Here is a 21676-nt window from a genome sequence, read left to right as displayed (position 1 = left end):
GAGCCCGCTACCGGAGTCCGGCGGCCGCCAGCGCGGCGGTCGCCCCGCCGGTCAGCAGCAGCGTGCTGCCCACCGCGAGGGTGCGCAGCGCGACCGCGCCGAACAGCAGCCGGGGCGAGGTGCCGAGGCGCAGCAGCGCGTCGGTGACCTCGCGGCGGTCGGTGCGGACCTCGGCGAGCCGGGAGATCACCGCGGCGGCCGCGCAGCCGAGCACCAGGCAGGCCTCGACGGCGGGCAGCGCGTCGGCGCTGTCGGGCGTGCCGATCCAGTAGCGGACGGTGGTGAGCACCAGCGCGACGGCGAGGGTGAGCACCGCCAGCGGCGCGCCGAGCCGGCGGGCCTGGGCGGTGAGGCCGCGCCCGGCCAGCAGCCGCAGCGGGGTGGGCCGTCCGACGGCGAGCAGCCGCCCGGCCCAAGCCAGCAGCGGGCCGGTGAGCAGGGCGAGACCGAGCGCGCTGGCGGCCCAGCCGAAGAGGGCGGCGGTGCTGGTGGAGCCGAGTCCGGCGGGCAGGTGGATCGGCCGGCCGTCGGCGGCGGCCCCGGGCCGCAGGGCGATGAGTTCGAGCGCGGCGCCGACCACGCCCAGTCCGATCGCCAGGGCGATCCGCCAGACGCCGAAGGCGGTCGGGGTGGAGGCGCGGCCGCCCGGCAGGGTCTCGGCGACGGGCACCGCGCAGGCGGCGGCGCTGCCGGCGGTGAGCGGGACCAGGGCGAGCAGGGCGACGGGTGCGGCGGCCGGCAGCGGCACGCCCATGCCGAGGTCGGCGGCGAGCGCCGGCCCGGCGACGTCGTTGCGCAGCACCAGGAAGAGCAGCAGGGTGAGCACGCTGCCGAGGGTGCAGGCGAGCGCGACCTCGCCGGCGATCAGCGTCCGGATGCGGTGGGCCCCGGCCCCGGCGGCGGTGAGTCCGGCGATCCGTGCGGGCCGCCGGGCGGGCACCGAGCGGGCGGCGACGGCCGCGAACCAGGCGAGGGCGGCGAGCGGGGGCAGGCACCAGAGCAGTCGGACCAGGGGGTCGGCGCCGCCGATCGGCTCGCTCATCGCCCGGCCGAGGGAGCGCAGCAGGAAGGCGGCGACCACGGCGGCGGCCACTGCGGTGAGCAGCCAGCGGCCGAGATCGGGCACCCGGTAGCCCCGGGCCAGACGGAGATAGAACACGTCGACTCTTTCAGCGGCTCGGCGTCGTCAGCGACGGTTGGCCGTGACGGCGGGCGCTCCGGCGGCCCCGGGGGCGGTGGTGCCGCGGGGGACGGGGGCGGCGGGGGCGGTGAGCCGTCCGTCGACGAGGGCGACGGAGCGGTCCGCGAACCGGACGAGCTCGGGGTCGTGGGTGGCCAGGACGAGGGTGAGCTGGTGGGACCGGGTGGCGCTGGTCAGTATCCGCATGACCTGGTCGGCGGCCTCGCGGTGCAGCGGGGCGGTGGGGTCGTCGGCGAAGACGACGGGCGGCAGCGGGGCCAGGGCGCGGGCGACGGCGACCCGCTGGCGCCGGCTCTGCACCAGCCGGTCGGGGCGCAGCCGGGCGCAGTCGCCGACGTCGAGGCGCTGCAGCCACTCGTCGGCGGCGGTGTAGGCGGCCTTGTTGCCGGCTCCGGCGAGCAGCAGCGGCAGGGCGACGTTCTCCCGGGCGGTCAGTTCGGGCACCAGGTGGGGCTCGGAGCCGACGAAGCCGAAACGGTCGCGCCGCAGCCGCTCGCGGCCGGCCCGGGCGAGGGTGTGCACGGGGGCGCTGTTGAACCAGACCTCGCCCTCGTCGACCGGGAGCTGCGCGGAGAGGCAGCCGAGCAGGGTGCTCTTGCCGGAGCCGCGCGGGCCGGTGACGGCGAGCACCTCGCCCTCGCGGACGCCGATCGAGATGCCGCGCAGGGCGGGGGTGCCGTCATGGGACTTGACGATCCCTCGGGCCCACAGCACGTCGTTGTCAGGCGGTGCCGCTGACATGAGGATCCATCCTGGGTGGCCGCAGGGATATGACAGTCGTCAGATTAGAACGACAGGTGCGGGTCGCGGTTGCGGCGCTCTGGTCCATCACGGGCAAATCACCCGCATTCAGGCATGTTTGGTCGTACGACTGTGATGTTCCGCTTGGCGGACAAGGGGACGGGACGGGCGAATCAAGGGGCGGGGCACCGGGCGGGTACGCCGAAGGGCGGCCCCGCGGGGAGCGGGACCGCCCTTCGGCGGAGGGTGGGGAAGAGGGCTCAGGGGATCAGAGCTTCGCCCACGCGTCGGTGAGGCTGGTCCGCAGGATCTGCTCGATCTCGTCGAAGGTCGACTGGTCGGAGATCAGCGGCGGGGCCAGCTGGATGACCGGGTCGCCACGGTCGTCGGCGCGGCAGTACAGGCCGTTGTCGAACAGGGCCTTCGACAGGAAGCCGTAGAGCACGCGCTCGACCTCGTCGTCGTTGAAGGACTCCTTGGTGACCTTGTCCTTGACGAGCTCGATGCCGTAGAAGTACCCGTTGCCGCGGACGTCGCCGACGATCGGCAGGTCGCGCAGCTTGTTCAGGGTGCCCAGGAAGGCGGCCTCGTTGTCGAGGACCTTCTGGTTGAGGCCCTCGCGCTCGAAGATGTCGAGGTTGGCGAGCGCCACGGCCGAGGAGACCGGGTGGCCGGCGAAGGTGTAGCCGTGCAGGAAGGTGTTGTCACCCTTGTAGAACGGCTCGGCCAGGCGGTCGGAGATGATCGTGGCGCCGATCGGGGAGTAGCCCGAGGTCATGCCCTTGGCGCAGGTGATCATGTCGGGCTGGTAGCCGAACTTGTCGGCGCCGAACATGGTGCCGAGGCGGCCGAAGGCGCAGATGACCTCGTCCGAGACCAGCAGCACGTCGTGGCGGTCGCAGATCTCGCGCAGGCGCTGGAAGTAGCCGGGCGGCGGCGGGAAGCAGCCGCCGGCGTTCTGCACCGGCTCGACGAAGACGGCGGCGACGGTGTCGGCGCCCTCGTTGAGGATGGCGACCTCGACCTCGTCGGCGCACCAGCGGCCGTACGCCTCGGGGTCGACCGTGCCGTCCGGGCCCTCGAGGAAGGACGGGGCGCGGTAGATGTTGGTGTTCGGGGCCTTGTGGGTGCCCGGCACCAGAGGCTCGAACGGGGCCTTCAGGCCCGGCAGGCCCGTGATGGACAGCGCGCCCTGCGGGGTGCCGTGGTAGGCGACGGCGCGGGAGATGACCTTGTACTTGGTCGGCTTGCCGATCAGCTTGAAGTACTGCTTGGCCAGCTTCCAGGCGGTCTCGACGGCCTCGCCGCCGCCGGTGGAGAAGAAGACCTTGTTCAGGTCGCCCGGGGCGTAGTTGGCCAGGCGCTCGGCCAGCTCGACGGCCTTGGGGTGCGCGTAGCTCCAGATCGGGAAGAACGCGAGTTCCTTGGCCTGCTTGGCGGCGACCTCGGCGAGCTCGGTGCGGCCGTGACCGGCCTGCACGACGAACAGGCCGGCGAGGCCGTCGATGTACTTCCGGCCCTTGTCGTCCCAGATGTACGTGCCCTCGCCCTTGACGATGGTGGGCACGGGGGAGTTCTCGTACGACGACATGCGGGTGAAGTGCATCCACAGGTGGTCGTAGGCGGTCTTGGAAAGGTCCTTCTGCGCCGGGTCGGCTGTCATCGGGTGCCCCAGGTGTAGGTCTGTTTCCGGAGCTTCAGGTAAACGAAGCTCTCGGTGCTCCGCACGCCGGGAAGCGCGCGGATGCGCTTGTTGATCAGTTCGAGCAGGTGTTCGTCGTCCTCGCAGACCAGTTCGGCCAGGAGGTCGAACGAGCCTGCGGTGCAGACGACGTAGTCGACTTCGTCGAGGGCGGCCAGCGCGTCGGCGACGGGCTCGATGTCGCCCTCGACCCGGATCCCGACCATCGCCTGGCGGGTGAAGCCGACGGTGAGCGGGTCCGTGACGGCGACGATCTGCATCACGCCCTGGTCGAGCAGCTTCTGGACGCGCTGTCGCACGGCCGCCTCGGACAGGCCGACGGCCTTGCCGATGGCGGCGTACGGGCGACGCCCGTCCTCCTGCAGCTGCTCGATGATCGCCTTGGAGGCGGCGTCGAGGGGAACGCTGGCGTTCCGGTCGCGGTTGGCCACGCGGCCACTGTGCCTGATCGCTCCCGTGTTCGCAAGCGTGGTAGCTGCTGATTTCGTCGTGATCTTGGAAAACCCATGCGGATTTCATCGCTGAACAGGGATCGGCCTGTCGATACCGGCAGTCGTGCGGCTACCCTGGCACGGTACGCGCGCGACCCCGAGGGCCCGCGCACGTACCGCCACCAGTGGACCGCGTCGCTCCGGGCGCGGCCACTCGGGACCCTTCGTACGCCGGATCCGCCGACGTACCATTGCGCCGGAATCTGCAATGCCGCAGGCCCAGACCGAGGAGAGATCCGTGAGCGACCTTCGCACGCTGCGCAACTACATCAACGGTGAGTTCGTCGACGCGGCCGACGGCCGCACGCTCGACATCGTCGACCCGACCACCGGCGAGGTGTACGCGACGTCGCCGCTGTCCGGTGCCGCTGACGTGGACGCCGCCATGGCCTCCGCCGACGCCGCCTTCCCGATCTGGCGCGACGCCACCCCCAGCACCCGCCAGAAGCTGCTGCTCAAGATCGCCGACGCGGTCGAGGCCCGCGCCGACGAGATCGTCGACACCGAGGTGTGCAACACCGGCAAGCCCCGCGCGCTGACCCTCTCCGAGGAGATCGGCCCGATGGTGGACCAGATCCGGTTCTTCGCCGGTGCCGCCCGCATGCTGGAGGGCAAGGCCGCGGGTGAGTACATGGACGGGATGACCTCGATCATCCGCCGCGAGCCGGTCGGCGTCTGTGCCCAGGTCGCGCCGTGGAACTACCCGATGATGATGGCCGTCTGGAAGTTCGCCCCGGCCATCGCCGCCGGCAACACCGTCGTGCTGAAGCCCTCCGACACCACCCCGGCCTCCACCGTGCTGCTGGCCGAGATCATCGGCGGCGTGCTCAAGGAGCTGGAGCTGCCGGCCGGCATCTTCAACGTCATCTGCGGCGACCGCGAGACCGGCAAGCTGATGGTCGAGCACAAGACCCCGGCGATGGCCTCCATCACCGGTTCGGTGCGCGCCGGCATCTCGGTCGCCGAGTCCGCCTCCAAGGACGTCAAGCGCGTCCACCTGGAGCTGGGCGGCAAGGCCCCGGTCGTGGTCTTCGAGGACGCCGACATCGCCGAGGCCGTCGAGGGCATCTCGGTGGCGGGCTACTTCAACGCCGGCCAGGACTGCACCGCCGCCACCCGCGTGCTGGTGCACGAGTCGATCCACGACGCCTTCGTCGAGGCGCTGGCCAAGGCCGCGGCCGAGACCAAGACCGGCGGCGTGGACGACGAGGACGTGCTGTACGGCCCGCTGAACAACGCCAACCAGCTGAAGCAGGTCGCCGGCTTCATCGAGCGGCTGCCCGCCCACGCCAAGGTCGAGGCCGGTGGCCACCAGGTCGGCGACCGGGGCTACTTCTACGCCCCGACCGTCGTCTCCGGCCTGAACCAGGACGACGAGATCATCCAGAACGAGGTCTTCGGCCCGGTCATCACCGTGCAGAAGTTCACCGACGAGGACCAGGCCGTCGCGTACGCCAACGGCGTCGAGTTCGCGCTGGCCTCCTCGGTGTGGACCAAGGACCACGCCCGCGCCATGCGGATGTCGCGTCGCCTGGACTTCGGCTGCGTCTGGATCAACACCCACATCCCGCTGGTCGCCGAGATGCCGCACGGTGGCTTCAAGAAGTCCGGCTACGGCAAGGACCTGTCGGCGTACGGCTTCGAGGACTACACCCGGGTGAAGCACGTCATGACCGCGATCTGAGCGGGTCATGACGGTTGGGCGCAGTATGACCGCGATCTGAGCGGGCCATGACCGTCAAGCACGGCATGACCGCGATCTGATGAGCGGCTGAACTGACGGTGGGCCCGGGTCTCCTCGACCCGGGCCCACCGTCTTTGCACCCTGTCGACGGTTGGCGCGACCGGCTGACACGATGGAACTGCCCTTCCGGGACGGGCCGCCCTAGCCTTACCGGCATGAGCATCCCCACCGCTGACTCAGCCGCCGGCCAGGCCGTCAAGGCCGCCGACCGCGCGCACGTTTTCCACTCGTGGTCCGCCCAGGCGCTGATCGACCCCCTCGCGGTGGCCGGCGCCGAAGGCTCGTACTTCTGGGACTACGACGGCAACCGCTACCTCGACTTCTCCTCGCAGCTGGTCAACACCAACATCGGTCACCAGCACCCGAAGGTGGTCGCGGCGATCCAGGAGCAGGCGGCGAAGCTCTGCACCATCGCCCCCGGCTTCGCGGTCGAGTCGCGCAGCGAGGCCGCCCGGCTGATCGCCGAGCGCACCCCCGGCGACCTGGACAAGATCTTCTTCACCAACGGCGGCGCCGAGGCCAACGAGAACGCCATCCGGCTGGCCCGGCTGCACACCGGCCGGCAGAAGGTCCTGTCCACCTACCGCTCGTACCACGGCGCCACCGCCAACGCGATCGCCCTCACCGGCGACCCGCGGCGCTGGCCCAACGAGAGCGGCGTCTCCGGCGTGGTGCACTTCTGGGGGCCGTACCCCTACCGCTCCAACTTCCACGCCGAGAACGAGGCGCAGGAGTGCGAGCGCGCGCTGGAGCACCTGGAGCAGGTGATCGCGTTCGAGGGCCCCGGCACCGTCGCGGCGGTCATCCTGGAGACCGTGGTCGGCACCGCGGGCATCCTGGTCCCGCCGGCGGGCTACCTGGCCGGGGTGCGGGAGATCTGCGACCGCTACGGGATCGTGTTCATCCTGGACGAGGTGATGGCCGGCTTCGGCCGCACCGGCGAGTGGTTCGCCGCCGACCACTGGGGCGTCACCCCGGACCTGCTCACCTTCGCCAAGGGCGTCAACTCGGGCTACGTGCCGCTGGGCGGCGTGGCGATCAGCGCCGAGATCGCGGCCACCTTCGCCGAGCGGGCCTTCCCCGGCGGGCTCACCTACTCCGGCCACCCGCTGGCCTGCGCCTCCGCGGTGGCGACCATCCACACCATGGCGGAGGAGGGCATCGTCGAGAACGCCAAGCACATCGGCGAGACCGTGCTCGGCCCCGGCCTGCGCGAGCTGGCCGAGCGGCACCCGTCGATCGGCGAGGTCCGCGGCCTCGGCGTGTTCTGGGCGCTCGACCTGGTGAAGGACCGGCAGACCCGCGAGCCGCTGGTGCCGTACAACGCGGCCGGTGCCGGCAACGCGCCGATGGCCGAGCTGGCCGCCGCCTGCAAGCAGCGCGGGCTCTGGCCGTTCGTCAACATGAACCGCTTCCACGTCGTCCCGCCGTGCACCGTCACCGAGGAGGAGGCCAAGACCGGCCTCGCGGTGCTCGACGAGGTGCTGTCTCTCACCGACGCGCACACTGTCTGACGTACCTACCAGGACGGCCCCGAGCACCCCGTGCCCGGGGCCGTCCCACGCTCCGGAAGGCCGCTCATGCCCAGCAGCACCACCCTGACCCGCCGCTCCGCCGACTCCCGTGCGCTGCGCCGACGTTCCGTGCTCGGCGGGGCCGCGCTGCTCGGCGCCGGCACCCTGACCGGCTGCGGCATCCCGTCCGCGTACGTGGCCGAGGACCGCCGCTCCGCGCCGGACCGCTCGGAGAGCGACAAGCGGCTCGCCTTCTCCAACTGGACCCAGTACATCGACACCGACGACGAGGGCGGGCGCCCGACCCTGGACGCCTTCGTCGAGAAGACCGGGATCGAGGTCACGTACACCGAGGACATCAACGACAACGACGAGTTCTTCGGCAAGATCAGCCCGGTGCTCACCCAGGGCGCCGCCCCCGGCCGCGACCTGATGGTGGTCAGCGACTGGATGGCCGGACGGTACGTCTCGCTCGGCTGGGTGCAGGCGATGGACCGGGCCAACCTGCCCAACGTCACGGCCAACCTGGACCCGCAGCTCGCCGACCCGGCCTTCGACCCCGGGCGCAGGCGCAGCGTGCCCTGGCAGTCCGGGATCACCGGCATCGCGTACAACCGCAAGGCGCTCGGCCGGGAGATCAAGTCCACCGCCGACCTGTGGGCGCCCGACCTCAAGGGCCGGGTCACGCTGTTCGCCGGGATGGACGAGGCACTCGGGCTGCTGATGCTCTCCCAGGGCGCGGACATCGCGAAGTTCACCGACGACGACGCGCGCAAGGCGATGGACCTGGTGCAGAAGGCGGTCGACAGTGGCCACGTCCGGCGCTTCACCGGCAACGACTACACCAGCGACCTGGCCTCCGGCGCGGCGCTCGCCTGCCAGGCCTACTCGGGCGACGCCGTCCAGCTCACCGCCGAGAACCCGGACATCGAGTTCGTGGTGCCGGAGGAGGGCGGCGAGCTGTGGGCGGAGAGCCTGATGATCCCCAACCGGGCCGCCCACAAGCGCAACGCCGAGCTGCTGATCGACTACTACTACCAGCCCGAGGTGGCGGCCGAACTCGCCGCCTTCGTCCAGTACATCTGCCCGGTGCCGGCCGCCCGCGAGGTGCTGGCGGCCAGCGGCGACAAGGAGAAGGCCGAACTCGCCGAGAACCCGCTGGTCTTCCCGACCGAGGAGATGCGGGCCCGGCTGCGCACCATGCGCGACGTGACCTCGGCCGAGCGGCCGGAGCTGCACAAGGTCTGGGGACGCATCACCGGGGTCTGACGCGCGGGGCCGGGCGCCCCGCGGCGCGCGTGGGCCTCGGCGCCTCACTCGGCCGGTCTCGGCGAGCGCCTCTCCCAGCGCTGGTCTCGACACCGCTCTCGACACCGTTCTCAGCACCGTTCCCGGCACCGTCCTCAGCGCCGGACGGCGTCCAGCGCGAGCAGCGCCACGTGCAGGGAGAGGCAGGACTCCACCTGGTCGAGGTCGACGCCGAGGATCCGCTCGACCTTGTGCAACCGGTCGTAGAAGGACGGCCGGGACAGGTGCGCCGCGTCCGCCGCGGCCGACTTGTTGCGGCCCTGCTCCAGGTAGATCCGCAGCATCTGCACCAACTGGCCGTTGTGCTCGGCGTCGTGGGCCAGCAGCGGGCCCAGCTCCCGCTCCACGTAGGTCTGCAGCCGGGCGTCGTCGCGCAGCAGGTGGAGCAGGCCGCGCAGCCGGACGTCCGGGAGCCGGTAGTAGGAGGAGCTGCGGCCGCCGGGCGCGTCGTGCAGGGCGGCGTCGGCGACCTGGGTGGCCTCCAGCAGGGTGCGCCGGGCGTCGCGCACCGAGCCGACCGAGGAGCCGACGGCGACCACCGGGCCCGCCGGGTCGCCGCCCTCCCGTCCGGCCTCGGCCGACATCCGGCGCAGCGCGGCCGACAGGGCGTCCAGCGCGGCGTGCTCGTCCTGCTGGGTGCCGAGGGCGATCAGCAGGCCGACGGCCTCGTCGTCCAGCGCGCCGACCAGGGCGGTCAGCCGGCAGGCCCGGACGGCGCCGGCGGCCAGCTCGGTGAAGTCGCGCAGCCGGGCCTGGGCCTCCAGCGCGGCCGGGATCGGCCCGCGCCGCTGCCGCAGCACCACGCCGACCAGCCGGCGGCCCTCCAGCGGCACGCCGAGGGCCTGGGCGCGCAGCGCCGCCTCGGAGACGGTCAGGGCGTGGGTGAGGATGCCGGACAGCAGGGTGCGGTGGGTCTGCCGCTCCAGGCTCTCCCGGTCGCGCACCACCAGCCGGTTGAGCGCCAGCGCGGAGGCGCCGCGCTCCAGCAGCATGGTGTGGGGGTGGGCCTCGCCCCCGGGCAGCGGGCCGGGCTCCTGCACCAGCACCAGCCGGCCCCAGTCCTGGCCGCGGGCGCCGACGGTGGTGACCAGCCAGCCGCTGCGCGGGTCGTGGCCGGTGCGCCCGGGGGGACGGACCCCGCGCGAGCGGCGCTCCCAGTCCTCCAGCACCTCGGCCTCCGGGCGCCCGGCGGTGTCGTGGGCGAGCACCTGGTGGGCCAGGTTCTCCAGGACGACCGGGGCGCCGGCCATCCTGGCCACCTGGCGGATCACCTCGGGTGCTTCGGCGCCCTCCACCACCAGCTCGTTGAAGACCTGGTGGACGGACTCGGAGACCCTCAGCTGCTCCAGCTGGGCGTTGACCACCAGGGCGTGCACGGCCTCGGTGACGGCGACGAAGCGCAGTTCGCGGCGGAGCGTGATCAGCGGCAGTCCGCGCTGCTCGGCGGCGTTGACCAGGGCGCGGGGGAGCGAGTCGAAGTAGCGCCGCCCGAACTCGACGACCAGGCCGGCCACCCCGACCTCGTCCAGCTCGCGCACGTAGCGGGCCAGGCCCTCGCGGTCCTCGGGCAGGGCGATGCCGGTGGTCAGCACCAGCTCGCCGCCGCGGAGCATCCCGGCGACGTCGGGCAGCTCGCTGACGTGGACCCAGCGGACCGGCCGCTCCAGGTGGTCGGCGCCGGCCACCACCTGGGGCAGGCCGCGCCGCATCACGTCCAGGTCGAGGACTCGGGCGACGGTGGGGAGCATCGCGGGCCTCCGGGGCCTTGGGGAGCCGGAGCGGGGGCTCCGGGCGATCTGGTTCGGGTGGTGCAGTCAGAGTGTCAGGTAAATCATCCATCCCCCCGACGAGGTGTTGCCCTGCCCGCACCCTTGCATCCTGTAAGGCCCTTCGCGCCGAGGTTGGCGAAGTGACCCTTGTCACCCCAACCCCGCAGCAGGCAAGGTCAGCGGGACCGCAGACCCCCGGCGCGGACGCGTGATCCCGCAGCGGTCGAACCACGGCACTTGGAGGAACCAGATGGACCTGACCGACTTCGGCCCGGGCGCGCAGTACATCGCGGGCCGCCAGACCCGGGGGAGCGGAGAAGCCTTCCAGGTCGTCAACCCCGCCGACGGCAGCGTGGTCGAGCAGGTCGCGCTGGCCACCGCCGAGGACGTGGACGCCGCCGTCGCCGCCGCGCGGGCCGCCCTGCCGGGCTGGTCCTCGGCCACCCCCGGCGCGCGCTCCGAGGCGCTCACCCGGCTGGCCGCCGTCCTGGCCGGGGCGGCCGACGACCTGGCCCGGGTGGAGACGTCGCAGACCGGCAAGCCGGTCAAGCTGGTCACCGAGTTCGACGTGCCCGGCACCGTCGACAACGCCGCCTTCTTCGCCGGCGCCGCCCGCAACCTGGAGGGCAAGGCGGCCGGCGAGTACTCCGGCGACCACACCTCGTACGTGCGGCGCGAGGCGGTCGGCGTGGTCGGCTCGATCTCGCCGTGGAACTACCCGCTGCAGATGGCCGCCTGGAAGATCCTCCCGGCGATCGCCGCGGGCAACACCATCGTGCTCAAGCCGGCCGAGCTGACCCCGCTGACCTCGCTGATGTTCGCCCGGGCCTGCACCGCCGCGGGCATCCCCGACGGCGTGGTCAACGTGGTCACCGGCGCCGGGCGCACCGCGGGCGAGCACCTGGTCGGGCACCCGGACGTCGCCATGGTCTCCTTCACCGGCTCCACCGGTGTCGGCCGGCGGGTCGCCGAGATCGCCACCGCGAGCGTCAAGCGCACCCACCTGGAGCTCGGCGGCAAGGCCCCGTTCGTGGTCTTCGACGACGCGGACCTGGACGCCGCGGTGCACGGAGCGGTCGCGGCCTCGCTGATCAACGGCGGCCAGGACTGCACGGCGGCCACCCGCGCCTACGTCCAGCGCCCGCTGTACGACGCCTTCGTGGCCGGGGTGGCCGAGCTGTTCGCGGCGATCCGGATCGGCGACCCGCTGAACCCGCGCACCGACCTCGGCCCGCTGGTCTCGTACGCCCACCGGGACCGGGTGGCCGGCTTCGTGGAGCGCGCCCGCTCGTACGCCACCGTGGTCACCGGCGGCCGGGTCCCGGAGAAGGGCCACGACGGCTCCGACCTCACCCGGGGCGCGTACTACCCGCCCACCCTGATCACCGGCGCGGCGCAGGACAGCGAGGTCGTGCAGGGCGAGATCTTCGGCCCGGTGCTGGTCGTGCTGCCCTTCGACGGCGACGACGAGGGCCTGCGGCTGGCCAACGACACCCCGTACGGGCTGGCCGCCTCCGCCTGGACGAGCAACGTGCACCGCTCGCTGCGCGCCACCCGGGAGATCGCGGCCGGCTGCGTCTGGGTCAACGACCACATCCCGATCATCAGCGAGATGCCGCACGGCGGCTACAAGGCGTCCGGCTACGGCAAGGACATGTCCCAGTACTCGCTGGACGAGTACACCCAGGTGAAGCACGTCATGTTCGACACCACCGCGGTGGCCCGCAAGGACTGGCACCGCACCGTCTTCGGAGACAGATAACCCCCGGACCAAGCGGGTGCCCCCACACCCCATCTCCCCCAGGAGGCCCGTTCCATGGCGTTCAACGAGCTCACCGACGGTCTGCCCGAACCGGTCCGCAGGGCCTGGGAACGCAGTCTGACCAGCGGCCGGGCCGCGCTCGGCCGCCGCACCCTGCTGCGCGCCGCCGCGCTGACCGCCGGAGCGGGCACCCTGGCGGCCTGCGGCATCCCGGCGGCTCCCCGGGCGACCGGCGACTCGACCGCGAACGCCGCCACGGACCTCTCGGAGACGCAGAAGGAGGTCGACTTCTCCAACTGGCCGCTGTACGTGGACACGGACGAGAAGGACAAGGAGAAGCACGGCACCCTGGACGCCTTCACCGAGGCCACCGGCATCAAGGTCAGGTACACCGAGGACGTCAACGACAACGTCGAGTTCTTCGGCAAGGTCAAGCCGCAGCTCGCCGCGGGCCAGGACACCGGCCGCGACCTGATGGTGCTCACCGACTGGATGGCCGCCCGGCTGATCCGGCTCGGCTGGGCGCAGAAGCTCACCCCGGCGAACGTCACCACCGCGATCACCAACATCGAGGCGCGCTTCCGCGCCCCCGACTGGGACCCGGGGCGGCTCTACTCGTACCCGTGGGCCGGCATCCAGACCGTCGTCGCGTACAACCGCAAGGCGACCAGGGGCAAGGAGGTCACCAGCGTCTCCCAGCTGCTGGACGACCCCGACCTCAAGGGCCGGGTGACCTTCCTCTCCGAGATGCGCGACAGCATCGGGATGGTCCTGCTGGACCAGGGCAAGGACACCGCGAGGTTCACCGCCGACGACTACGACGGCGCGGTCGCCCGGCTGCAGAAGGCCGTGGACGGCAAGCAGATCCGCCGCTTCACCGGCAACGACTACGGCCAGGAGCTCTCCGCCGGCGACATCGCGGCCTGCATCGCCTGGGGCGGCGACCTGATCCAGCTGCAGGCCGACAACCCGGACATCGGGTTCGTCATCCCGGAGAAGGGCTACATCGCCTCGACCGACAACATGCTGGTTCCGGCCAAGGCCCAGCACAAGGCGAACGCGGAGAAGCTGATCGACTTCTACTATCAGCCGAAGATCGCGGCGCAGCTGGTCGCGGGCATCGGCTTCGTCTCCGCCGTCACCGGGATGAAGGACGAGCTCGCCGGCATCGCCCCGGACACCGCGGCCAACCCGCTGGTCGTACCCACCCCCGAGATGGCGGTCAGGGCGCACGTGTTCCGCACGCTCTCCGAGAGCGAGGAGAGCGACTTCGAGCAGAAGTTCTCCAAGCTCATCGGCGCCTGACCCCACCTCCCGGCAGAGAAACCCAGGAAGACACCACCCCATGACAGACCAGCAGCGCGACGCGGCCGTCGGCGGCGACGTCCGGCTCACCGGCATCGGCAAGACCTACGGCTCCTTCACCGCCGTCCACCCGCTCGACCTGACCGTCCCGCAGGGCTCCTTCTTCGCCCTACTCGGCGCCTCCGGCTGCGGCAAGACCACCACCCTGCGCATGATCGCCGGCCTGGAGGAGCCCACCAGCGGCACCGTCCTGATCGGCGGCCAGGACGTCACCGCCCTGCCCCCGTACAAGCGGCCGGTGAACACCGTCTTCCAGAGCTACGCGCTCTTCCCGCACCTGGACATCTTCGAGAACGTCGCCTTCGGCCTGCGCCGGCGCGGCCGGAAGGACGTCAGGAAGCAGGTCGAGGAGATGCTGGAGCTGGTCGAACTCGGCCAGTACGCCCGGCGCAAGCCGCACCAGCTCTCCGGTGGCCAGCAGCAGCGCGTCGCGGTCGCCCGCGCGCTGATCAACCACCCGCAGGTGCTGCTCCTGGACGAACCGCTCGGCGCGCTCGACCTCAAGCTCCGCCGCCAGATGCAGCTGGAGCTCAAGCGGATCCAGACCGAGGTCGGCATCACCTTCGTGCACGTCACCCACGACCAGGAGGAGGCCATGACCATGGCCGACACCATCGCGGTGATGAACGGCGGCCGGGTCGAGCAGCTGGGCGCCCCCGCGGAGCTGTACGAGAACCCGGCCACCACCTTCGTGGCCAACTTCCTCGGCCAGTCCAACCTGCTGCCTGCCGAGGTCACCGGAGCCGAGGGCGGCGACCTGCTGCTCAGCGCGGCCGGCGCCCGGCTCGCGGTGCCGAAGGCGCGCTGCGCCACCGACGCCAAGCGCGTCCACCTGGGCGTGCGCCCGGAGAAGATCACCATCACCCACGCCTCCGAGCAGGTCGCCGACGGCCGCAACCGGCTGACCGGCACGGTGCTCGACTCCAGCTTCATCGGCGTCTCCACCCAGTACGTGGTGCGCACCGACGGCGGCCAGGAGGTCACCGTCTTCGAGCAGAACATGGAGCGCGACGCCCGGATCGTCCCCGGCGCCGCCGTCCAGCTGCACTGGAACCCGGCGCACTCCTTCGCGCTGGACGCCGCGCAGGCGATCGACGCGGGCACCGGGGAGGAGGCCGCATGACCGCCACCGCCCCGGCCGCGCCGTCCCAGGCGATACCCCCCGACGGCAGCCCCCTGGAGCAACCGGCGTCGAAGCCCCGGCGCAAGCTCACCCCGTACTGGCTGCTGCTGCCCGGCATCGCCTGGCTGGTGATCTTCTTCGCCGTCCCGATGCTCTACCAGGGGTCGACCTCGCTGCAGACCGGCTCGCTCGAGGAGGGCTTCAAGGTCACCTGGCACTTCTCGACCTACTGGGACGCCCTGGTCGAGTACAAGTGGCACTTCCTGCGCTCGTTCTCCTACGCGGCCGTCGCCACCGTGCTCTGCCTGGCCGTCGGCTACCCGCTCGCGTACACGATCGCCTTCAAGGCGAGCAAGCGCTGGCGCAACGTCATCCTGATCCTGGTCATCGCGCCGTTCTTCACCAGCTTCCTGATCCGCACGCTGGCCTGGAAGACCATCCTGTCCGACGGCGGCCCGGTGGTCGGCGCGCTGAACGCGCTGCACGTCCTGGACGTCACCAACCTGCTCGGCCTGACCGACGGCGACCGGGTGCTGGCCACGCCGCTCGCGGTGGTCTGCGGCCTGACCTACAACTTCCTGCCGTTCATGATCCTGCCGCTGTACACCTCGCTGGAGCGGATCGACCCGCGCCTGCACGAGGCGGCCGGCGACCTCTACGCCCGGCCGTTCACCACCTTCCGCAAGGTCACCTTCCCGATCTCGCTGCCGGGCGTGGTCGCGGGCACCCTGCTGACCTTCATCCCCGCCTCCGGCGACTACATCAACGCCCAGCTGCTGGGCTCGCCGAGCGAGCAGATGGTCGGCAACGGCATCCAGAAGCAGTTCCTGAACGTGCTCGACTACCCCACGGCGGCCGCGCTGAGCTTCATCCTGATGGCCCTGATCCTGGGCATGGTGACGGTCTACATGCGCAAGGCCGGGACGGAGGATCTGGTCTGATGTCCCGGATGTTCAAGTGGATCCGCGCCCACCTGGTGGTGCTGGCCGGCCTGCTGGCCCTCGCCTACCTGGTGCTGCCCAACCTGGTCGTGCTCGCCTTCTCGTTCAACAAGCCGGTGGGCAAGTTCAACTACGAGTGGAACGAGTTCTCCACCGACGCCTGGACCAACCCCTGCGGCGTGGCCGACATGTGCCAGTCGCTCTCGCTCAGCCTGCAGATCGCGGTGCTCGCCACCATCGGCGCCACCGTGCTCGGCACCATGGTCGCCTTCGCGCTGGCCCGCTACCGCTTCCGCGGCCGGTCGGCCACCACCGCGATGATCTTCCTGCCGATGGCCATGCCCGAGGTGGTCATGGCCGCCTCGCTGGGGACGCTCTTCCTCAACATGCGCATCCCGTTCGGCTTCACCACCATCCTCATCGCGCACATCATGTTCTGCCTCAGCTTCGTGGTGACGGCGGTCAAGGCACGCGTGATGAGCATGGACCCGAGGCTCGAACAGGCCGCCCAGGACCTCTACGCGACCCCCACCCAGACCTTCCTGAGGGTCACCCTGCCGCTGGCGGCGCCCGGCATCGCGGCGGGCGCGCTGCTCAGCTTCGCGCTCTCCTTCGACGACTTCATCATCACCCAGTTCAACTCGGGGCCGACCACGGTCACCTTCCCGATGTTCGTCTGGGGCGCCTCGCAGCGCGGCATCCCGGTGCAGGTGAACGTCATCGGCACCGCGATGTTCCTCGCCGCCGTCGTGCTGACGGTCGTCGGCCAGTGGCTGGGCAACCGTCGGAAGGCCACCGCCTGACGTACGGTCGACAGCGGTGGCACGTCATACCGTCATCTATTCGTAGAAAGTGGCTGATAATGCATGGATTCCGCCCGCGCACTCAGTGACGCCAGGCCCACCCCCTTCTGGCTGGAGGATCCCGGCCGGCCGGCGGCGCTGCCCGCCCTGGTCGGCGACACCACCTGCGACCTGCTGGTCGTCGGCGGCGGCTACTCCGGCCTGTGGACCGCCCTCATCGCCAAGGAGCGCGACCCCTCGCTGGACGTCGTGCTGGTCGAGGGCAACGAGGTCGGGTGGGCCGCGTCCGGGCGCAACGGCGGATTCTGCGCGGCAAGCCTCACCCACGGCTTCGGCAACGGCCTGGACCGCTGGCCGTCCGAACTGGCCCAGCTGGAACGCCTCGGTGCCGCCAACCTCGACGGCATCGAGGCCACCCTCAAGCGCTACGGCATCGACGCCGAGTGGGAGCGCACCGGCGAGATCGACGTCGCCACCCAGCCCCACCAGGTCGAGGAGCTCCACGAGATCGCCGAGGCGGTCGCCCGGTACGGCTTCGACATCACCGTCCTGGACGCCGACCAGCTGCGCGCCGAGGTCGACTCGCCGACCTTCCTCGGCGGCCTCTGGGACAAGGAGGGCGTGGCGATGGTCCACCCCGCCAAGCTCGCCTGGGGCCTCAAGGACGCCTGCCTGGGCCAGGGCGTGCGGATCCACGAGCACACCCGGGCCACCGACCTGCGGGAGCACGGCAGCGGCATGGCCGTCCGCACCCCGTACGGCCGGGTCTTCGCCCGCAAGGTCGCCCTCGGCACCAACGTGTTCCCGTCGCTGCTCAAGCGGGTCCGCCCGTACGTCGTCCCGGTGTACGACTACGCGCTGATGACCGAGCCGCTCTCCGACGAGCAGCTCGCCTCGATCGGCTGGCGCGGGCGGCAGGGCCTCGGCGACAGCGCCAACAAGTTCCACTACTTCCGGCTCTCCGCCGACAACCGCATCCTCTGGGGCGGCTACGACGCGGTCTACCACTTCGGCGGCCACGTCCGGCACGAGTACGACCAGCGGCCGGAGACCTTCCGCACCCTGGCCAACCACTTCTTCCGCTGCTTCCCCCAGCTGGAGGGCCTGCGCTTCACCCACGCCTGGGGCGGCGCGATCGACACCTGCAGCCGGTTCTCGGCGTTCTTCGACACCGGGTACCGGGGCAAGGTCGCCTACGCGGTCGGCTACACCGGGCTCGGCGTCGGCGCGACCCGCTTCGGCGCCGAGGTGATGCTCGACCTGCTCACCGGCGAGCGCACCGAGCGCACCTCGCTGGACATGGTGCGCAGCAAGCCGCTGCCGTTCCCGCCCGAGCCGGTGCGCTGGGCCGGGATCGAACTCACCACCCGGTCGCTGGAACGGGCGGACCGCAACGGCGGCCACCGCAATCTCTGGCTGCGCACCCTCGACCGGCTGGGGCTCGGCTTCGACAGCTGAAGCGTGACCGCCTCCAGCCGGGCACTCCCGGTCGTTGAGTTCGTGTAAGTCGTGCAAGTCGTGTAATCGGGACCCGCCGTCCGCCTCTCCCTGGTGACGGCGGGTCTCGTTCCTCCCGCCGTCTCCGAACGGATCGAACGGCAAGAAGCGGGGACACGACATGGAGACCACCGGACTGCACTGGCTCGCCCAGGTGGCACCGGACCCGGAGTCCTTCCGGGAGCAGTGGGAGAGCACCGGGCTGGGCCTGGTGCTGCTGCCGGCCGGCCGACGCTGGGACGTCCTCTCCGTCCCCGGGCGGCTCGGGCGCCCGGCCCTGGAGATCACGGACCCGCGCACCCGCGGTCCGGTCCTGACCGATTTCGGCGGCGAGCAGGTCAGCTTCCTGGTGCCCGTCGGCACGGCGGCCCGCTGGATCGGCACCGGCGTGCGCAGCGCGGGGGAGGGCACCTGGATCGTCGTCCCGCACCCCGAGCGCAGCAGCCGGGGCGTGCGCTGGCTGGTCCCGCCCGACGGCTCCGGGCGGCTCAACGACCCGGTGCTGCTGGAGCTCGCCCTGCACGAGGCGGTGGCGAGGCTCAGCGGCTGGTGAGCCTTCCGGGCGCTTGGCCGGGCGTCGCCCGGGCTATCCGGGCTTCACGGGCTATCCGGGCTTCACGGGCTGCAAGGGCTGCACGGGGTGTACGGCGTGCGCGGGGGCGCCCGGCGGTGGTGGCGCGCCGGGCGGTCGGTCGCGTCAGACTGGAGGCGTGACCACCGTCCCGCACGCCGTCGACGCGTCCCTCCGCCCGGGCCCCGCCCAGCTGCGCCTGGCCGCGGCGGCCGCACCCGTCTGCGACCGGTACGGCCTCGCGCTGGCCGGCGGGCACGCGCTGCGCGCCCACGGCGTCGCGGCCTGCCCGCAGGACGGGCTGACCCTGGTCACCGGCGGCGCCGACCTGCCGGAGGTGGCCGCCGCACTGGCCGAGGCCTACCGGGCGGTGGGCGGCCAGGCCGTCGAGCGGCCGGGCACACCGCGGCTGGAACAGCTCACCGTCCGGCTGGCGCTCGGCGGGCGGTCGCACTCGGTGGAACTGCGCAAGGAGCCGCTGGGCCACCGTCCGGTCCGCCTCGACCTCGGTGCGCCCGGGCCGGACGAGCCGCCGGTGGTGCTGCCGGTCGTCGCCCTGGAGGACGCGGCCGCGCTGACCACCGCGCTGCTCGTGGACCGGGGCATGCCGCGCGACCTGATCGACGTGCACGCCCTCACCCGTTGCTACCGCGAAGGCGAACTGATCGCGCTGGCAGGGGAGTTGGACCAGGACTTCCAGCCCACGGCACTGGCCGACCGGCTGGAGACGCTCGCCGAGGCGGCCGACGGGCGGTTCCGCGCCCGCGGCGTTCCGGCCGGGGAGGTGGACGACCGGAAGCGGTGGGCACTCGCCTGGGCGCAGGACCTGCGGCTGGACCTGCTGGAGACCCGGGAGGCGGCGGACGGACTGCACGACCCGTACCTGGAGGAGCCGGAGGACGGGGAGCCCTGAGACCCCGCCCGGTGGAGGCGCCCGGTGCTTGTCGACGGTAATGCCGCCCGATGGTGTCGCCCGTTCGGCCGTGTGACCGGACGACCTGTAAGGCTGAATCCACGATCCCCGTCAGCCTGTTCGTTGAGCCGGGCCGAACCTGCCACCAGACTGGAAGACGAACGCGGTAGCCCCGTGATTTCCCGGCGCCAGGCCCTCCGCGGGCGGCGCCAGAGCGGACCGGTGGCAGGACGCCGCCCGGGACTTCGGAGGCAGACGGACCTTGAGCAAGCACATCATTCACTGGATCGGCGGCAAGCCGGTCGCCACCGCCGGTGCGGCCCCCCGTCGCGGTGAGATCTTCGACCCGGCCACCGGCCAGGTCTCCGGCCAGGTCGACTTCGCCGAGATCGCCGAGGTCGACCAGGCGGTGGCCGCCGCCGCCGCGGCCTTCACCGGGTGGCGCACCGCCTCGATCGCCAAGCGGACCACGGTGCTCTTCGCCTTCCGCGAGCTGCTGAACGCCCGCCGCGACGAGCTGGCCTCGATCATCGTGGCGGAGCACGGCAAGGTGCACTCCGACGCGCTGGGCGAGATCGCCCGCGGCCTGGAGGTCGTGGAGTACGCCTGCGGCATCCCGCAGCTGATCAAGGGCGGTTTCACCGAGCAGGCCTCGAGCGGCGTCGACGTCTACTCGATCCGCCAGCCGCTCGGCCCGGTCGCGATCATCTCGCCGTTCAACTTCCCGGCCATGGTGCCGATGTGGTTCTTCCCGATCGCCATCGCGGCCGGCAACACCGTGGTGGTGAAGCCCTCCGAGAAGGACCCGTCCGCCGCCAACTTCCTCGCCGAGCTGTGGAAGGAGGCCGGCCTTCCGGACGGCGTCTTCAACGTCGTGCACGGCGACAAGGCGGCCGTCGACCGCCTGCTGGAGCACCCGGACGTCAAGTCCGTCAGCTTCGTCGGCTCCACCCCGATCGCCCGCTACGTCTACGAGACCGGCACCCGCTACGGCAAGCGCGTGCAGGCCCTGGGCGGCGCCAAGAACCACATGCTGGTCCTGCCGGACGCCGACCTCGACCTCGCCGCCGACGCCGCCGTCAACGCCGGCTTCGGCGCGGCCGGCGAGCGCTGCATGGCGGTGTCCGTGCTGGTCGCGGTCGACCCGATCGGCGACGAACTGGTCGAGAAGATCAAGCAGCGGATCGCCACCCTGAAGGTCGGTCCGGGGTGCAACGGCGACTCCGAGATGGGCCCGCTGGTCACCGGCCAGCACCGCGACAAGGTCACCTCCTACGTGGAGTCCGGGGTCGCCGACGGCGCCGAGCTGGCCGTGGACGGCCGAAAGCACCCGGTCACCGCCGAGGACCGCAACGGCTCCCCGACGGCCGACGGCTTCTGGCTCGGCCCCACGCTGTTCGACCACGTGAAGCCCGGCATGTCCGTCTACAACGACGAGATCTTCGGCCCGGTCCTCTCGGTGGTGCGCGTCGCGTCGTACGAGGAGGGCCTGGAGCTGATCAACGCCAACCCGTACGGCAACGGCACCGCCCTCTTCACCAACGACGGCGGCGCCGCCCGGCGCTTCCAGTTCGAGGTGGAGGTCGGCATGGTCGGCATCAACGTGCCGATCCCGGTCCCGGTCGCCTACTACTCCTTCGGCGGCTGGAAGGCCTCGCTGTTCGGCGACGCCCACGCGTACGGCCCGGACGGCGTGCAGTTCTTCACCCGGGGCAAGGCCGTCACCCAGCGCTGGCTGGACCCGTCGCACGGCGGCATCAACCTGGGCTTCCCCACCAACAGCTGATCCGCACGGCTTCGCCGGCCGGACCCCTCCCCCCGGGGTCCGGCCGGCGGTCTTTGCACGACGTTTGCATCCGGTCGCCGGAGCGCGTACAGTTCTTCGAGCTGCCTGGCAGGGAGCACCGGACACGCATCGGCGCGGACGGTCCCGGGGCGGCCAATCCTCTGAAACACCACTTCTCGGTTCGTGCCGGTTGTTGTCGCTTTTCGCGTCACGGCTGGTGCTTATTCGGCGTGCTCGTTTTATTGGGTTGCGGTCGGATTCGCTTTTCGGAGCGGGGATCGGCTAGAGTTTGAAACGTCGGACGGGGCGTCAAGCCGCAGAAGACACCAGCGAGTTGGATGAACGAAGCGCCGGAAACGGAGCGGAAAACATCTGGTAAGCTGGAAACACGAAAGAACGAAGCCCGGAGGGTCCGCTGGAAGGCGGTCCGAAGGAAGCGTCCGTT

General features: G+C 71.6%; 17 protein-coding genes. 12 read left to right on the top strand and 5 right to left on the bottom strand.

Annotated features, from left to right (window positions below; genetic code table 11):
* Window positions 1-7: 7 nt before the first annotated feature.
* The 4 genes from ACFWP2_RS27855 to ACFWP2_RS27840 form a co-directional block, all read right to left on the bottom strand.
* Complete coding sequence (locus ACFWP2_RS27855) at window positions 8-1159, bottom strand: hypothetical protein (RefSeq protein ID WP_380456356.1); 1152 nt, start codon at window positions 1157-1159, stop codon at window positions 8-10.
* Window positions 1160-1186: 27 nt separating this feature from the next.
* Window positions 1187-1942 (bottom strand): ABC transporter ATP-binding protein, encoded by a 756-nt coding sequence (locus tag ACFWP2_RS27850; protein WP_380456354.1) that lies wholly within the window; start codon window positions 1940-1942, stop codon window positions 1187-1189.
* A 268-nt stretch (window positions 1943-2210) separates the two neighbouring features.
* A complete protein-coding gene (locus ACFWP2_RS27845; protein ID WP_380456352.1) occupies window positions 2211-3605 on the bottom strand; it encodes an aspartate aminotransferase family protein in 1395 nt (464 codons plus the stop codon).
* Entirely contained in the window at window positions 3602-4075 is a 474-nt protein-coding gene (locus tag ACFWP2_RS27840) for an Lrp/AsnC family transcriptional regulator (protein ID WP_030243538.1), read from the bottom strand. Before ACFWP2_RS27840 ends, ACFWP2_RS27845 begins: the two co-directional genes overlap by 4 nt.
* A gap of 298 nt (window positions 4076-4373) precedes the next feature.
* On the opposite strand from ACFWP2_RS27840, the gene ACFWP2_RS27835 reads away from it, so the two are divergent.
* The 3 genes from ACFWP2_RS27835 (at window position 4374) to ACFWP2_RS27825 (ending at window position 8662) form a co-directional block, all read left to right on the top strand.
* A complete protein-coding gene (locus ACFWP2_RS27835; protein WP_380456350.1) occupies window positions 4374-5819 on the top strand; it encodes a gamma-aminobutyraldehyde dehydrogenase in 1446 nt (481 codons plus the stop codon).
* 215 nt (window positions 5820-6034) lie between these two features.
* Complete coding sequence (locus ACFWP2_RS27830) at window positions 6035-7393, top strand: aspartate aminotransferase family protein (RefSeq protein ID WP_380456348.1); 1359 nt, start codon at window positions 6035-6037, stop codon at window positions 7391-7393.
* Between the two features lie 66 nt (window positions 7394-7459).
* Window positions 7460-8662, top strand: coding sequence for a spermidine/putrescine ABC transporter substrate-binding protein (locus ACFWP2_RS27825; RefSeq protein ID WP_380456346.1), 1203 nt, complete (start codon window positions 7460-7462; stop codon window positions 8660-8662).
* Window positions 8663-8796: 134 nt separating this feature from the next.
* On the opposite strand, the gene ACFWP2_RS27820 is transcribed toward ACFWP2_RS27825, so the two are convergent.
* Window positions 8797-10449 (bottom strand): PucR family transcriptional regulator, encoded by a 1653-nt coding sequence (locus ACFWP2_RS27820; RefSeq protein WP_380456344.1) that lies wholly within the window; start codon window positions 10447-10449, stop codon window positions 8797-8799.
* A 271-nt stretch (window positions 10450-10720) separates the two neighbouring features.
* On the opposite strand from ACFWP2_RS27820, the gene ACFWP2_RS27815 reads away from it, so the two are divergent.
* The 9 genes from ACFWP2_RS27815 to ACFWP2_RS27775 all read left to right on the top strand — a co-directional run bounded on the left by ACFWP2_RS27815 (window position 10721) and on the right by ACFWP2_RS27775 (window position 21231).
* A complete protein-coding gene (locus ACFWP2_RS27815) occupies window positions 10721-12232 on the top strand; it encodes a gamma-aminobutyraldehyde dehydrogenase (protein ID WP_380456339.1) in 1512 nt (503 codons plus the stop codon).
* A 54-nt stretch (window positions 12233-12286) separates the two neighbouring features.
* Window positions 12287-13537, top strand: a complete 1251-nt coding sequence (locus ACFWP2_RS27810) for a spermidine/putrescine ABC transporter substrate-binding protein (protein ID WP_380456337.1) — start codon at window positions 12287-12289, stop codon at window positions 13535-13537.
* A 40-nt stretch (window positions 13538-13577) separates the two neighbouring features.
* On the top strand, window positions 13578-14720 hold the full coding sequence (locus ACFWP2_RS27805) for an ABC transporter ATP-binding protein (protein ID WP_380456334.1): 1143 nt from the start codon (window positions 13578-13580) through the stop codon (window positions 14718-14720).
* Window positions 14717-15661, top strand: coding sequence for an ABC transporter permease (locus tag ACFWP2_RS27800; RefSeq protein ID WP_380456332.1), 945 nt, complete (start codon window positions 14717-14719; stop codon window positions 15659-15661). The genes ACFWP2_RS27805 and ACFWP2_RS27800 overlap by 4 nt, the downstream gene beginning before the upstream one ends.
* Window positions 15661-16464, top strand: a complete 804-nt coding sequence (locus ACFWP2_RS27795) for an ABC transporter permease (protein ID WP_224280157.1) — start codon at window positions 15661-15663, stop codon at window positions 16462-16464. Before ACFWP2_RS27800 ends, ACFWP2_RS27795 begins: the two co-directional genes overlap by 1 nt.
* 63 nt (window positions 16465-16527) lie before the next feature.
* Complete coding sequence (locus tag ACFWP2_RS27790) at window positions 16528-17922, top strand: NAD(P)/FAD-dependent oxidoreductase (protein WP_380456329.1); 1395 nt, start codon at window positions 16528-16530, stop codon at window positions 17920-17922.
* Between the two features lie 160 nt (window positions 17923-18082).
* Window positions 18083-18514, top strand: coding sequence for a hypothetical protein (locus ACFWP2_RS27785; RefSeq protein WP_380456327.1), 432 nt, complete (start codon window positions 18083-18085; stop codon window positions 18512-18514).
* 157 nt (window positions 18515-18671) lie between these two features.
* A complete protein-coding gene (locus ACFWP2_RS27780; RefSeq protein WP_380456324.1) occupies window positions 18672-19445 on the top strand; it encodes a nucleotidyl transferase AbiEii/AbiGii toxin family protein in 774 nt (257 codons plus the stop codon).
* 262 nt (window positions 19446-19707) lie between these two features.
* The gene (locus ACFWP2_RS27775; protein WP_380456322.1) at window positions 19708-21231 is read left to right on the top strand and encodes a CoA-acylating methylmalonate-semialdehyde dehydrogenase; all 1524 of its coding nucleotides are present in this window, start codon (window positions 19708-19710) and stop codon (window positions 21229-21231) included.
* Window positions 21232-21676 lie beyond the last annotated feature (445 nt).

The organism is Kitasatospora sp. NPDC058444, from assembly GCF_042721415.1.
Taxonomy (GTDB): Bacteria; Actinomycetota; Actinomycetes; order Streptomycetales; family Streptomycetaceae; genus Kitasatospora.
This window is presented reverse-complemented; position numbering and strand designations above follow the sequence as displayed.

Excerpts from the sequence above, each read along its gene's own strand:
- ACFWP2_RS27810 (WP_380456337.1), top strand. The coding sequence starts at position 12,287 with ATGGCGTTCAACGAGCTCACCGACGGTCTGCCCGAACCGGTCCGCAGG.
- ACFWP2_RS27815 (WP_380456339.1), top strand. The coding sequence starts at position 10,721 with ATGGACCTGACCGACTTCGGCCCGGGCGCGCAGTACATCGCGGGCCGC.
- ACFWP2_RS27800 (WP_380456332.1), top strand. The coding sequence starts at position 14,717 with ATGACCGCCACCGCCCCGGCCGCGCCGTCCCAGGCGATACCCCCCGAC.
- ACFWP2_RS27825 (WP_380456346.1), top strand. The coding sequence starts at position 7,460 with ATGCCCAGCAGCACCACCCTGACCCGCCGCTCCGCCGACTCCCGTGCG.
- ACFWP2_RS27850 (WP_380456354.1), bottom strand. The coding sequence starts at position 1,942 with ATGTCAGCGGCACCGCCTGACAACGACGTGCTGTGGGCCCGAGGGATC.
- ACFWP2_RS27795 (WP_224280157.1), top strand. The coding sequence starts at position 15,661 with ATGTCCCGGATGTTCAAGTGGATCCGCGCCCACCTGGTGGTGCTGGCC.
- ACFWP2_RS27820 (WP_380456344.1), bottom strand. The coding sequence starts at position 10,449 with ATGCTCCCCACCGTCGCCCGAGTCCTCGACCTGGACGTGATGCGGCGC.
- ACFWP2_RS27845 (WP_380456352.1), bottom strand. The coding sequence starts at position 3,605 with ATGACAGCCGACCCGGCGCAGAAGGACCTTTCCAAGACCGCCTACGAC.
- ACFWP2_RS27830 (WP_380456348.1), top strand. The coding sequence starts at position 6,035 with ATGAGCATCCCCACCGCTGACTCAGCCGCCGGCCAGGCCGTCAAGGCC.
- ACFWP2_RS27805 (WP_380456334.1), top strand. The coding sequence starts at position 13,578 with ATGACAGACCAGCAGCGCGACGCGGCCGTCGGCGGCGACGTCCGGCTC.
- ACFWP2_RS27790 (WP_380456329.1), top strand. The coding sequence starts at position 16,528 with ATGGATTCCGCCCGCGCACTCAGTGACGCCAGGCCCACCCCCTTCTGG.
- ACFWP2_RS27785 (WP_380456327.1), top strand. The coding sequence starts at position 18,083 with ATGGAGACCACCGGACTGCACTGGCTCGCCCAGGTGGCACCGGACCCG.